Raw genomic sequence first — 14546 nt, 5'->3', positions numbered from 1 at the left:
CCTGTGACTCATTATGAGCTTGAGGACTCTGTCCGTATCTTATAATTCACCATTAATATCTCTTATGATTCCCTTTGCGCATCTCCGCGCCCTTTGCGGTTAGAACCCCTTTTTCGTGGTTATTTTCATTTTGGCACGTTTTTGGAAAAGTACCCTTGTACAACCAAATAAAACTCAAAATGAAAAAAGCATTACTCGGTCTAAGCCTACTCTTACTAATGTCCAGCTGCGATGTTATTTATGTAGAAGAAGCTCCCATTGATTCAAGAAACCTTTTTACTGGTCGGTATGAGGTAGAAGAATACAGCGAAACTTATGATGAACTCACCCTATACGATATGCGTGTGGTGAAAGATGGAGATCTGTATAGTAACGTGATTTACCTAAGAAATTTTTACGGAGCAGATATTGAAATATATGCCAATGTTTATGGTGACGAATTAAGAATCCCTCGTCAAACGGTGAACGGTTACCTCATTAAAGGTGTTGGACATATAGAATACAGTGACATCGTGCTCACTTATTCTGTAGAAGACTTAAGAAGTAACAGCTACATTGATTTTTGTAATACTGTAGCCTATCGAAGATAAATTGTTGTTTTGAGATTGACCGGGGCCGGCTTTCCTTTTGGAAGTCGGCTCTTTTTTTAACTTATTCTAGCCATTTGGCTTCATTCTTCAAAGGCTAGTCCTTTGTGATTCAAGGCGTTCACAATAATTAGTGGTCTGAAACCGTGAAAAAGGCCTTTGTTGCATTCTTAACCGTCAACAACCAAATAACCAGTCAATCACACCGCTAATCTAAAATGATCTAGTTACCTTTGCAGCTCATTTAACAAATAATTATTGAATAATTTTAGCAAACTAGGACTTTCTCAATCCATAATTGAAGTTCTTGATCAACTGGGGTTCGATACTCCAACCCCTGTACAAGAAAAGTCGATACCAATGCTGTTGCAAAACGACCCAACAGACTTTATTGGATTGGCTCAGACGGGTACAGGTAAGACAGCTGCATTCGGACTTCCATTGATTGATTTGATCGATTTGGAAGATCCTACAACTCAAGCCATTGTAATGGCTCCAACACGTGAACTAGGGCAACAAACAGCGCAACAACTGGTAAGTTTTGCGAAAAATAATAGAGCCCTTAATATTGAAGTGGTTTATGGTGGTGCGCCCATCATGGGCCAAATTAAGGCGCTAAAGAGACCAACGCAAATTATTGTAGCAACACCGGGCCGATTGATTGATTTGATCAAAAGGAGAGCGGTGAAATTAGAGAATGTAAAATATGTCGTGCTCGATGAAGCAGATGAAATGCTCAACATGGGCTTTAAAGAAGACATAGATGAAATTCTTTCTTATACGCTAGAAGATAGAGTGACATGGCTTTTCTCGGCTACAATGCCGAAAGAGATCAGAAGAATTGTAAGCAAGTACATGGACAACCCATTGGAGGTTGCGGTAAACACAGAGCAAAAGAGTAATGTAGACATCTCACATAAATATGTGATTACAAAGGCGTCTAATAAATTGCCAGCTCTAAAGCGATTCTTAGACATTCAGCCTGACATGCGAGGTATTATGTTTTGTCGTACTAAACGCGAAACACAAGAGATTGCAGATGAATTAGGCCAAATGGGCTACGGAGTAGAGGCACTTCACGGTGACCTTTCTCAAGCGCAAAGAGATGCGGTAATGAAACGTTTTAAAACACGTTCAATGCAATTGCTTATTGCTACTGATGTAGCGGCAAGAGGTATCGATGTGAACGATTTAACGCACGTGCTTCATCATTCTGTTCCAGATCAATTGGAAAGCTATACGCACCGAAGTGGTAGAACGGGTAGGGCAGGTAACAAAGGAACTTCATTGATTTTTATTAATCCAAGGGAGACCCGAAAAATCACTGACATCGAAAGACGAATCAAAGTAAAATTTGAGAAGATCGAAGTGCCTACTTTAGAGGCGATGAAGTCGAGCAGAATTAACAGCTGGGCGAATTTAATTATCAACACGAAAGTAGACGACCAAGCCGATAGCATTTTGGAATCGGTGAGTGAGCGTTTCAGTGATTTAAGCAAAGAAGATATTCTTAGACGTTTGATCACAACTCAACTGGATCATGTAATGACACCAGATGAGGATTCGAACTTGAACGATACTCAAGGTGGTGGTTCTACTTCGAACCGTGAGAGAACTGGATTCAACCGTTACTTTATCAATGTAGGTTCTATCGATGGTATGACTAATGCGGATATTGTACATTTCTTGGCTGATGAATCAGGAGTGGATAGGAAATACTTTGGCGATTTATCGCTTCAAAAGAACTGTTCATACTTCGATGTAGACAGCACACAAGACAAAGGTTTTGGTGAAAGCTTTGAAGGGAAAGAAGTCAATGGTAGAAGCATCCGTGTCAACAGAGATGATGACGGAAGACCGAGACAAAGAAGAGACTTCAGCAAAGGTGGGAGTGGAAGCTATGGTGGAGGCGGAAGCAGCTACGGTGGTGGAGGCGGAGGACGCGGTAAACGTCCTGACCGTAGTAAGCGTCCTGACCGTGATAAAGGAAGACCAAAAAGAAGAAGATTGTAGTCTTCTACAACTAGATATTGAAAACCTGCCATTTAATGGCAGGTTTTTTTATGGTTTGCAAATTGTTTTTGTGGTGTTCTAATTCAAAAAGGCCTGTTAATCAGTGGATTCGGAAATTTAATTCACCGTTTAAACAAGCTTGAGCGAAATATTTGGCTATTTCTTTGCCGATTAATAAAAAAGATATAAAAGACCAACTAATTGCGTATCTTTGCCACTGTAAAAGTTAATAACCCTCCTCGATTATCTCTTTGTTTACATTTAGATTAATTTAAATTCGGTTTTTTTACATCATAAATTAGACCTTTTCGGCTTACGGCCGTTATAAGATAAAAAATAGGATTTGGCCCTATAAAAACATGGATTTGAGTGCCACTTTAGTTTACACTAACTCAGACCCGCTTTAATAACAATGATTAATTAATAATGCAAGGAACAGTAAAATTTTTCAATGAAACCAAAGGTTTTGGATTCATTACTCCATCAGACTCAAGCAGCGACATTTTCGTACACGTTTCAGGTCTAGTTGACGAAATTCGTGAAAACGATAAAGTTGAATATGAAGTAGAAAGAGGCAAAAAAGGATTGAACGCAGTTAACGTAACTGTAATCGATTAATCTCTTTTATACCTAATTAAGAAAGACAAATTATATACTTAGAACGGTTTTGGTGTTAAGCCAAACCACTGAAAAGCCTCAGGGTATTTCAATCTCTTGTATGTGATTTGTTTTTTTATGCCCTTTTGTGGCTAATCATTCTCTAAGATTTTACTTTATGGTAGCTGTTAAACAGCATAAGTATTACAATAAAGCCAAGACCTGTTAAAGCAGGAGGTAGCATTGAATTGATTATACCCAAGTAAATCATTATCAGGGCAATTATTGCGAGTACTATTTGTAAAGCTCTTTTCATCTTATGGGTTTATTGATTCCTTACCTCTTATTAATCACACAAATAAGTAACTTTTGAGCTTAGACAAAGTTCGAACAGCTTCATCTTTTACATTCTACCTAGACTAATTCTTCTGCTAAAGTTGGTGGATATTTTGCGTAAATTGCCGATTAAGTCAGAAGCCTTTCCAATAAGAGCTTTTAGCACCAAAACAAAGGGCGGTAAAACCCTTTGAGCAACAACATTTATATGAAATTCGAAGAATACCGCATTGCCGAAGGCATTAAAACCAGTATTGAAAAGCTGGGTTATAAAAAACCAACCGATATTCAGTACAAATCTATTCCTCCAATCTTAAAAGGAGAAGATGTATTGGCCATTGCCCAAACGGGCACAGGGAAAACCGCGGCTTTTGCCATCCCAATTCTGCATATTCTTCAGGAAAGGAAACTGGGGAGTCGTCCCGATGGCGTAAAATGCTTGGTAATGGCGCCTACCCACGAGCTGGCCCTACAAATTGAGCAGACTTTCAAAACTTTGGGCAAACATACCCGAGTGGTGACTTATTGTATTCACGGTGGGGTAGACCAAGAGCCACAGATCAAGCAATTGGAAAAAGGAGTCGATATATTGATTGCTACGCCAGGTAGAATGTTTGATTTGGTAAGTCAGGGGGCTTTAAATTTAAAGCGTGTTGAAATCTTGGTATTGGATGAAGCCGATCATATGTTGGATTTGGGCTTTATCAAGGATATTCGAGATTTGATGAAGCACTTGCCGAAGAAGCGTCAAACACTTTTCTTCTCGGCTACCATTAATGAAGAAATTAAGGACTTGGCCTATTCATTAGTCACCCGCGCTATTCGAATTCAGATTTCCCCGAAAGACCCCGTTGCTAAGAATATTGAGCACGCCATTGCCTTTATTGAGATGGATGATAAACGTTTCTTTTTAGAGCGCTTTATCAAACAACATGAAGACCAGAAGATTCTCGTTTTTGTGCGGACCAAAGTGAGGGCAGAAAGGGTGAAGAAGGCCATGGAGCGCGTGGATATTCTCTCCGATACCATCCATAGTGATAGAGAACAAAAGGAAAGAAAGTCGGTGATGCAAGGCTTTAGGTCAGGTGACTTAAAGATACTGATTGCCACGGATGTAAGTGCGAGAGGAATTGATATTCCGAATGTAGAATATGTGATCAATTACGATATGCCAGAGACTGGTGAGAATTATGTTCACCGTGTGGGAAGAACGGGGCGTGGCTCTCAAAAAGGACAAGCGCTTTCGTTTTGTGCCGAAGAAGAAAAACCAGTTTTGGCTGAAATTGAAGAGAACTTGGGCAAGCCAATTCAGCGCATGGAAGTGACCAATGACGATTACCAATACACCTTGGATATATCGGATGCAAAGGCCAACAACTGGCAGCAGTTGATCAAGGATGCCGATAAAGAAAAGGCTGAATTTGAGGCCAAAAGGTCGAAAAGAAGAAAGAAACGCTAATTGAACATTAGTACAACAGAATTGAAGAACGCTTAAGCTCATGCAGAACAAGAATCAGATCAAATGTCCTAATTGTGGTACCAGTATCGATGTGCAAGATATTCTCTCTCATCAGTTAGAAGATGAGATCAAGCAGAAGTATCAGGCGCAATTGGCGCAAGAAAAACAGCGGTATCAATCTGAAGTTGAATCTCTGAACAAAGCGAAAGATGAGTTTGAGCTGAAGAAGAAAGAAGCCAATGAGCTTTTCAAGGAGCGCGTAGAAAAGCAATTACGCGAAGACCGTAAAACAATAGAGGAGAAGTTAAAGCAACAACTCAAAGCAGAGCAATCGGATCAATTTGATACACTCCAAAAAGAACTGAACGAGAAATCAGAGCAGATTAAAGAGCTTAATCGCACAAAAGCTGAAATAGAGAAGCTAAAACGCGAGAAATCGGAACTGAAAGAAATCGCTGAAGCCGAAGCTCAAAAGAACCTCAATGCCACATTAATTTCCGAGAAAGAGAAAATCAGAAAGTCGGAGGAAGAGAAGAACGAAATGCGTTTCAAAGAAATGCAAAAGCAGCTCGAAGATCAAAAGAAGCTTACCGAAGAAATGAAGCGCAAGCAGGAGCAGGGTTCTATGCAACTGCAAGGGGAAGTGCAAGAATTGGCCATTGAAGAATGGTTGATGGGGCAATTTCCTTTAGACACGATTGAAGAAATTAAGAAAGGCGCAAGGGGAGGCGATTGTATTCAGGTAGTGAATACCCGTGCCCACCAGAATTGCGGCACCATATATTACGAAAGTAAGCGTACCAAAGACTTTCAGCCCAGCTGGATTGAGAAGTTTAAGGCCGACATCCGTGAAAGAGGCGCCAATATTGGTGTTCTAGTTACCGAGGTAATGCCATCCGATATGGATCGCATGGGCTTAAGAGACGGCATTTGGATTTGTAATTATGACGAGTTCAAAGGGCTTTGTGCCGTGATTCGCGAATCCATTGTGCAACTGAGTATGGCGGTCAGCTCTCAGGAAAACAAAGGCGATAAAATGCACATGCTCTACGATTTCCTCACCAGCAATACCTTCCGCATGCAAGTAGAAGCCATTGTAGAGGGCTTTACTGCCATGAAAACTGGCTTGGACAGCGAGAAAAGAGCGATGCAACGGATTTGGAAAGAGCGCGAAAAGCAAATCGACAAGGTGATTACGAATACTGTAGATATGTATGGTTCAATCAAAGGAATTGCAGGCAATGCCATTCAGTCGGTAAAGGCTTTAGAGTTACCAGGAGAGGGAGAAGACCAAGAACAACTGGAGCTATAAATCGAATTCCTGATTAAATACAAAAACCATGGAAAAGGAGTACAGCATTTTTCTGGGTGAAATAAAAGCACAAATATTACAAAGCAGGTACAAAGCCGCAGCTGCTGTTAACAAGGAGCTTATTTTACTGTATTCCCAAATCGGTACGCAGCTTTGTCGCCCTTGTTGGTGTTCTTCACCAACAAGCCGCAGAAGTAACGTAACAGCATGGCTTAAAGAATATTCAGTGAGACTTTATGAAATTCTTGCACCATTCGTGTTCTTCAGAAACAGGCTGCCAAGTTGATTTCACACTGAACTTATCCTTTTTATATTGAGAAATGGAACCGTATTATATTCGGTTCTTTACCGCTACAGTTCTTAAATGGAAGCCATTATTTTTGTCGCCCTTGTTGGTGTTTTTCACCAACAAGCCGCAGAAGTAACGTAACAGTGTGGCTTAAAGGATATTTCGCGAGACTTTATGAAATTCTCGCACCATTCGTGTTCTTCAGAAACAGGCTGCCAAGTTAATTTCGCACTGAACTTATCCTTTTTTATATTGAGAAATGGAATCGCATTATGTTCAGTTCTTTACCGCTACAGTTCTTAAATGGAAGCCATTATTTTTGTCGCCCTTGTTGGTGTTCTTCACCAACAAGCCACAGAAGTAACGTAACAGCATGGCTTAAAGAATATTCAGTGAGACTTTATTAAATTCTCGCACCATTCGTGTTCTTCAGAAACAGGCTGCCAAGTTAATTTCACACTGAACTTATCCTTTTTTATATTGAGAAATGGAATCGTATTATGTTCAGTTCTTTACCGCTACAGTTCTTAAATGGAAGCCATTATTTTTTAACGACAGTTACAAATCAATTATAATAGGGAGCTTAAAGTTTTTAGCAGAGGCAAAAAGAGTTAAAATCTACGGCTTTGTGATTATGCCAAATCATATTCACATCATTTGGCAAGTGCAAAAAGAACATAAGCTAAAGAATGTTCAGCGAGACTTTATGAAATTTACGAGTCAACAAATCCAAAAGGACTTAAGAACGAATAACCCCAGTTTGCACCAAGAGTTTGAGGTAAACTTAAAAGATAGAAAGTACCAAATATGGCAAAGAAACCCATTAAGCATAGATTTATATAGTAGGGAAGTGATTGAACAAAAACTGGATTACATTCATAATAACCCTGTTCAAGGGAAGTGGATGCTAACTGACGAGCCAGCAAATTATCTTTACTCTTCCTCCAGTTATTATGAGAGGGAAGAGTGTAGATTTCCTTTTCTCACACATTATATGGAGTACTTTGGAAGTTGAGCCCAACGTTGGTGGTAGGTGAATCATTTCAGGCTTGTTGGTGAAGAACACCAACAAGGGCAGGAAGGGGTATGAAAAAAGGCTACCTGATTACTCAAGTAGCCTTTTGCTTTGTTGTTAATATCGTTTGAATTACCCTTTAGTCAACTGCACGTTGAGTAATAGCTTCACATTGTCGCCCACTACCACACCGCCAGCTTCAGTGACCATGCTCCATGTTAGGCCGAAATCTTTACGGTTGATGTTTCCAGTGATTTCGAAACCAGCTTTGGTTTGTCCGTAACCATCTTTCATGATACCACCGTGTTCTACAGTCAATTCAACTTTCTTAGTAGTGTTTTTGATCGTCAAGTCTCCCTCTAATTTGTAATCATCACCTGAAACTTGCTTTAAGTGCCCTTTGAAAGTCATGTTGGGATGGTTTTCTGAATCGAAAAACTCAGGGCTTTTCAAATGTGCATCACGATCTGCTACATTGGTGTCTACGCTAGAAGTAGCTATACTGAATGAGGCATTGGCGCCATCAAAATTATCACCCTCCGTTTCTAAACCGCCTTCAAAGCTTTTGAATGCTCCTGTTACAGTGGAGATCACTAAGTGTTTTACTTTGAATTGAACCTCACTGTGTGTAGGGTCAATGGCCCATTTCGTTTTTGTTAAAGTTGTCATATTCTTAATTGTTTTTATGTTCTCGTTCAAATGGTAAACTACATGTACATACATATAGTTTCATGTATGTACATATTTTTTAAAATACTTAAAAAATTTTAATCGGAAGTGAGCGGAGGGGTTTACATAAAAGCTATCAACCACTCATCAATCTGGAGCTTGATACCCTAAAAACTAAAACCCATTCCTTCAAAAAAAGCACTAACTTATTCTGATAATCAAGCCTTAATCTTTACTGCCATGCGTACACTTTTTGCATTTTCACTTCTCTTTCTAAGTCAGTTTGCTTTTTCACAATCTGTTCCGAAGTCCGCTTATCAGGACATGGAGTACAGAATGATTGGTCCTTTTAGGGCGGGGCGAACTGTGGGCGCTGTCGGTATTCCCACACAACCCAATGTGTTCTTTATGGGCGTAAACAATGGTGGCGTTTGGAAAACCGATGATTATGGCCGCACCTGGAATCCTATTTTCGATGAAGCGCCTACAGGTTCTGTGGGGGATATTGCCGTTTCGCCTTCTAACCCGAATGTGATCTATGTGGGCACAGGCGAAGGCCTTCATCGTCCAGATTTGTCGGTGGGTGATGGAATGTTCAAATCTACGGATGGAGGAAAAAATTGGCAGTTTATAGGCTTGGGTGACATTCAGCAGATTGCGAGGGTGATTGTTCATCCTACCAATCCAGATATTGTATTTGTAGCGGGGCTTGGGCATCCTTATGGCGCCAATGAAATGCGTGGTGTGTTCCGTTCGAAAGATGGAGGCAAGAATTGGGAGAAGGTGCTGTACATCAATCATAACACAGGTTCGGTACAAGTAGAATTCGACCCAAGTAACCCGAATGTACTGTTTGCCGATTTGTGGGAGCATCAGGAAGGGCCGTGGGAGAATGCTTCTTTTTCAGGCCCAAATAGTGGCTTGTACAAGTCTACGGACGGAGGTACAAGCTGGAAGATAATAGAAAAGGGTTTACCCACTGTTGAACAAGGCTTGGGTCGTATCGGAATTGGTATTTCCCCAAGCAATTCAAAACGTATTTATGCTACTGTAGATGCCCGCCAAAATGGAGGCGTGTACCGTAGCGATGATGGCGGAGAAAGTTGGGCTTTGATTGCTGAAGACCGAAGACTTTGGGGCAGGGGTAGCGATTTTGCTGAAATTCGCGTGCATCCAAAAAATCCTGATTTGGTCTATGTGGCCAATGTAGCGGCTTATCGTTCAGAAGATGGCGGTAAAACCTGGATGTCCTTTAAAGGCGCTCCGGGTGGTGACGATTACCACAGAATTTGGATCAACCCGCTTCAACCGGATATTATGCTGTTTGCTGCCGACCAGGGTGCTGTCGTGACGGTGAATGCAGGTAAAACCTGGAGTTCATGGTACAACCAACCCACCTCACAGCTGTATCATGTCATTACAGACAATAACTTCCCTTACTGGGTCTATGGCGGTCAGCAGGAGAGCGGAGCCATTGGCGTGGCCAGCAGAGGCAATGGAGGGCAGATTTCCTTCCGAGAGTTTATGGGTGTGGGGGCCGATGAATATGCTTATGTAGCACCCGACCCTAAAGATTCCAATATCATTTATGGTGGAAGGGTGACCCGCTTCAATAAAAAAACGGGACAGAACCAGAATGTAGCGCCTGAAGCCTTACGCTCTGGTGATTTCCGTGGCGTGCGTACGATGCCCTTAATTTTCCATCCAGCCGATGATAATATGCTTTTGTTCGGTACCAATGTATTGTGGAAAACCATGAATGGAGGTCAAGACTGGGAAGTGATTAGTCCTGATTTGACGCGCAAGCAACCAGAAGTTCCCGCCAGTGTGGGCGATTTCAAAACGGAAAGCATGAATACCATGCCGCAACGTGCCATTATTTATGCCATTGGCCCTTCTCCTTTAGATAGAAATATCATTTGGGCTGGAACGGACGATGGTTTGGTGCAACTGACCAGAGATGGCGGCAAAACATGGAAGAACGTTACACCGCCTCAGCTTAAATCATGGGATAAAATTTCTCAATTGGATGCAGGCCATTTCGATAAAGGCACCGTGTATGTAGCTGTTAATTGGATTCGTAAGGACGATATGAGGCCTCATATTTATAAAACCCATGACTTTGGTGCCACATGGCAAGAGGTAGTGAAGGGCATGGAAATCAACGGCCCCGTGAATGTGGTGCGTGAAGATTCCAAACAAAAAGGATTGCTTTATGCCGGAACGGAACGTGAAGTCTATTTTTCGATCAATGATGGTGCTGATTGGCAATCCTTAAGGCTGAATATGCCAGCTTCTTCCATTCGTGATTTAGTGGTGCATGAAAGTGATTTAGTAATTGGAACCCACGGTCGTTCCATTTGGATTTTGGATGATGTAAGTCCGCTGAGGGGCTTGGCTGCTGGTTTGAAAAGTAGTGATCCCGTTCTTTTCGAGCCTTCTTTGGCCACGAGGGTACGCTTCAATATGTTCAGCGATACCCCAATTCCGCCAGAAGAGCCTAATGGTCAAAATCCTTATGATGGTGTGGCAGTGGATTACTTATTGCCAAAGCAATACGGCACAGTTAAACTGGAGATTTTGAATGGGAAAGGAGTGGCCGTGCGCACTTATTCGAGCAATGATTTGCCTGAAGAAATTGACTCTACGGATTTGAGACATCCTACCTATTGGCTTCGACCTCAGCAAAGTTTGGGTACTTCTGCTGGTCATCACCGATTTATTTGGGATTTAAAATATGATCCGCCAAGAGGCGCCAACCGTAGTTTCTCCATCACGGCAGTATACAAAAACACGCCAAGCGACCCTTCTGGGCCTTATGTGCATCCAGGGAAGTACACTGTTCGATTGACGGTGGATGGAAAGACTTCGGAACAGAGTATTAATGTGAGGCTTGACCCACGCACAGAGATCAGCGCTTCGGCACTGCAGCAGCAAACAGATCTGTCCTTACAGGTGTATAATAATTACCACCAAGTGCAGTCTATTATTGAAGCCATTGACAAACAACTCAATGACTCGAAAAGGAAATGGAAAAAAGGGGAGAAGGAGAAATTGCAAAGTTTTAGGGGGAATGGAGCCGCCAATGCTGGCGATTTCCTCTATGGGAGTATTCGTGCCAATACGCTGGACAGCGAGACTTTAGTAGGGCTTCAAAGCAAATTCCTTTATATGCTATCGGTTTTACAAAGTGTAGAGGCGCAACCGACCAATGCGGTAGTTTCTGGAATTGAACAACTGGAGCTAAGATTAAAAGAGATGTTGACCAAATGGGAGGGCTTGAAGTAGATTATAATACAAAATAAATTACTGCCTACATATTAATCATTTTTATAAGTCGGTAGAATCTATAACTTGTAGATGTAGAATCATTTAACTGCCTTATGACAATTGGTCTTTTAAAGGAGCCCGAAGGTGAAAACCGTGTAGCGCTGCTTCCTGAAAGTGTAAAAGCACTTATAGCACTCAAAGCAAATATTACAGTAGAATTAGGGGCGGGTGATCTCGCTTTTGCGACTCATGCCGATTATGAAACCATAGGAGCCCAAACAGCAGATCGATCTGCTGTTTTAGCCTGTGATGTTATTGTTGGTATCAATCCTCCTAATGATCATGAAATCAGTCAATTAAAACCTGAACAGGTATTGCTTTGTGCTTTCCAGCCCATGACCAACCGTGCGTTGGTAGAAAAGCTGATGGATGGAGGAATTACTTCCTTCAGCATGGACAATATTCCCCGAACCACTAGGGCGCAAGCAATGGACGTTTTGTCTTCCATGGCGACCGTGGCGGGCTATAAAGCGGTATTGATGGCGGCTACACATTCCCCTCGATTCTTCCCCATGTTTATGACAGCCGCAGGGAGCATTATTCCTTCCAAGGTATTGGTGTTAGGCGCAGGGGTAGCGGGTTTGCAAGCCATCGCCACGGCCCGCAGATTGGGCGCTGTGGTAGAAGCTTTTGATGTAAGGGCTGCTGCCGAAGAAGAAGTGAAAAGTTTGGGGGCCAAATTTGTAAAGGTAGAAGGCGCCAAAGATGAATCTACTGCTGGCGGTTATGCCGTGGAGCAATCCGAAGAATATAAAGCCAAACAAAGGGCTTTGGTGCAAGAACACGCTGCCAAGGCGAATATCATTATTACCACCGCTCAAATTCCGGGTAGAAAAGCACCGATTCTGATTACAGACGAAACCATTCAAAGAATGCCTAAGGGGTCTGTTATTGTTGATTTGGCTGCTTCAACGGGAGGGAATTGCGAAGGCACCGAAGACAATAAAATCATCCATAAACATGGGGTGTGTATTATCGGTGATTCCAATTTAGCATCTACCTTACCAATGGACGCCAGTAAAATGTTTGGCAAGAACATGCTTAATTTCTTGAAACTGATCATCGATGGGGAGGGCAACCTGAACCTTAATTTCGAAGACGATATTGTAGCCAATACCTGCGTTACGCATGCCAAAGAAGTCATGAGCGAACGCATTAAAAACATCCTTTTCCAACCTGAAAACGCATAAACTATGGAGAGTCTATTGACACTTTTTTACGAAAATCGGGAGTTCATCTTCCTTATTTTAGTTTCTATTTTTCTAGGAATTGAAGTCATCTCCAATGTGCCAGCCGTGCTGCACACTCCACTGATGTCGGGTGCGAATGCCATTCATGGCGTGGTGGTGATTGGCTCCATTATCATCATGCTAGAAGCTTCTCCAGACAATTACTTCGCCTTGATCTTAGGTTTCATTGCCGTGGTATTGGGTACGCTCAATGTCGTTGGAGGCTTTGTGGTGACCAACAGGATGCTAGAGATGTTCAAAAAGAAGGAAAAGAAATAATTGGGCGCTATGATGGAATTACTCGGAAACAGCATTCTTGAGATTTGCTATATTATTGCTTCAGTCACTTTTATCATGGGCCTTAAAATGCTAAGTAGCCCCGATAAGGCCAGAAAAGGAAATCTATATGCCGCTTATGGGATGGGCTTGGCCATTGTGGCTACTATTCTTTTTAAAGAAGAACTCAGCAGCGACAAAACCCTGAATTATGTATTGATTTTGGCTGGTCTCTTGGTCGGTACTTTGATTGGTAAGCGAATGGCCATGAAAGTAAAAATGACCGCCATGCCGCAAATGGTGTCCTTTTTCAATGGAATGGGAGGCGCTTGTGCTGCCGTAATTTCCATTGTTGAATTTGACCACGTGATGTACGCTGGAACGGTGGATAAAGGAATGATGATCGTCATCTTACTCGGTCTGATCATCGGGAGTGTTTCCTTTGCTGGAAGTATTATCGCCTATGGCAAACTAGAAGGGAAGATCAACGATAAAGCATTGCCGGGTGGGCAGGTGATTAACATCCTATTGCTGCTTGGTATTTTAGGCTTGGCGGTATTTATGGCCACTGCTGGGGTGCTTAATCCTATGCATTTGTATCTGTTGCTGGCATTGTCCCTTTTCTACGGTGTTTTATTGGTGATGCCTATCGGTGGGGCAGATATGCCTGTAGTCATTTCCCTGCTAAACAGTTTTACGGGGATGGCCGCTGCTTTTGGAGGTTTCCTTTATGGCAACCAAGCCATGCTTACAGGCGGGATCTTAGTAGGTTCCGCAGGGACGATCCTTACCGTGCTGATGTGCAAGGCCATGAACCGTTCGCTGACGAATGTAATTATTGGCTCCTTTGGTGGAAGCTCTGCCACAGCGGGCATTGTTGGAGAACATGGTGGTACTATTAAAGAAATTTCCCCTTCTGATGCTGCTATTCTATTGGCTTATGCCACTCGTGTTTCTGTGGTACCGGGCTATGGTTTGGCAGTGGCGCAAGCTCAACATACGGTGCATAACCTCGAAAAAATATTAGAAGGAAAAGGAGTGGAGTTCAGTTATGCGGTGCATCCTGTGGCGGGTAGAATGCCGGGCCACATGAATGTGTTGTTGGCAGAGGCCGATGTGCCCTATCCTAAATTGCTAGAAATGGAAGAGGCCAATGAGCAAATGGCCAGTACCGATGTGGTATTGGTGATTGGTGCCAATGATGTGGTGAATCCTGCCGCAGAAAATGATCCTTCGAGCCCAATTTATGGAATGCCGATTATCAAGGTGTTGGACGCCAAAAATGTGATTGTCATGAAGCGAAGCATGGGCACAGGCTATGCAGGCATAGAAAACGAGCTTTTCTTTCATGATAAAACCCGAATGCTTTTTGGTGACGCGAAAGATTCATTGGAGAAACTGATTGCTGAGGTAAAGGATTTGTAATAATTGCGC

Annotated in this window: 11 protein-coding genes; 10 read left to right on the top strand and 1 reads right to left on the bottom strand. The window is 42.3% G+C overall.

The annotated features are described in order from the left end of the window. Positions 1–179: 179 nt before the first annotated feature. The 6 genes from AWN68_RS15845 (at position 180) to AWN68_RS15820 (ending at position 7608) form a co-directional block, all read left to right on the top strand. Positions 180–590, top strand: coding sequence for a hypothetical protein (locus AWN68_RS15845; RefSeq protein ID WP_068417844.1), 411 nt, complete (start codon positions 180–182; stop codon positions 588–590). Positions 591–845: 255 nt separating this feature from the next. Further along, complete coding sequence (locus AWN68_RS15840) at positions 846–2600, top strand: DEAD/DEAH box helicase (RefSeq protein ID WP_068417843.1); 1755 nt, start codon at positions 846–848, stop codon at positions 2598–2600. A 423-nt stretch (positions 2601–3023) separates the two neighbouring features. Further along, positions 3024–3218, top strand: coding sequence for a cold-shock protein (locus AWN68_RS15835; RefSeq protein ID WP_053224098.1), 195 nt, complete (start codon positions 3024–3026; stop codon positions 3216–3218). A 523-nt stretch (positions 3219–3741) separates the two neighbouring features. Further along, the gene (locus tag AWN68_RS15830) at positions 3742–4992 is read left to right on the top strand and encodes a DEAD/DEAH box helicase (protein ID WP_068417839.1); all 1251 of its coding nucleotides are present in this window, start codon (positions 3742–3744) and stop codon (positions 4990–4992) included. 40 nt (positions 4993–5032) lie between these two features. Continuing rightward, positions 5033–6304, top strand: coding sequence for a DUF2130 domain-containing protein (locus AWN68_RS15825; protein ID WP_068417836.1), 1272 nt, complete (start codon positions 5033–5035; stop codon positions 6302–6304). A 776-nt stretch (positions 6305–7080) separates the two neighbouring features. Beyond that, positions 7081–7608: an REP-associated tyrosine transposase gene (locus AWN68_RS15820; RefSeq protein WP_068417833.1), complete on the top strand. Its 528-nt coding sequence runs from the start codon at positions 7081–7083 to the stop codon at positions 7606–7608. 132 nt (positions 7609–7740) lie between these two features. On the opposite strand, the gene AWN68_RS15815 is transcribed toward AWN68_RS15820, so the two are convergent. After that, positions 7741–8277, bottom strand: coding sequence for a YceI family protein (locus AWN68_RS15815; protein ID WP_068418542.1), 537 nt, complete (start codon positions 8275–8277; stop codon positions 7741–7743). 240 nt (positions 8278–8517) lie between these two features. On the opposite strand from AWN68_RS15815, the gene AWN68_RS15810 reads away from it, so the two are divergent. The 4 genes from AWN68_RS15810 (at position 8518) to AWN68_RS15795 (ending at position 14537) form a co-directional block, all read left to right on the top strand. Then, positions 8518–11565: a WD40/YVTN/BNR-like repeat-containing protein gene (locus tag AWN68_RS15810; RefSeq protein ID WP_068417829.1), complete on the top strand. Its 3048-nt coding sequence runs from the start codon at positions 8518–8520 to the stop codon at positions 11563–11565. A gap of 95 nt (positions 11566–11660) precedes the next feature. Next, the gene (locus AWN68_RS15805) at positions 11661–12797 is read left to right on the top strand and encodes a Re/Si-specific NAD(P)(+) transhydrogenase subunit alpha (RefSeq protein ID WP_068417826.1); all 1137 of its coding nucleotides are present in this window, start codon (positions 11661–11663) and stop codon (positions 12795–12797) included. A gap of 3 nt (positions 12798–12800) precedes the next feature. Continuing rightward, positions 12801–13115, top strand: coding sequence for an NAD(P) transhydrogenase subunit alpha (locus AWN68_RS15800; protein ID WP_068417823.1), 315 nt, complete (start codon positions 12801–12803; stop codon positions 13113–13115). 9 nt (positions 13116–13124) lie between these two features. Then, positions 13125–14537, top strand: a complete 1413-nt coding sequence (locus AWN68_RS15795) for an NAD(P)(+) transhydrogenase (Re/Si-specific) subunit beta (protein ID WP_394330279.1) — start codon at positions 13125–13127, stop codon at positions 14535–14537. Positions 14538–14546 lie beyond the last annotated feature (9 nt).

Source organism: Roseivirga echinicomitans (genome assembly GCF_001592935.1).
Taxonomy (GTDB): Bacteria; Bacteroidota; Bacteroidia; order Cytophagales; family Cyclobacteriaceae; genus Roseivirga; species Roseivirga echinicomitans.
This window is presented reverse-complemented; position numbering and strand designations above follow the sequence as displayed.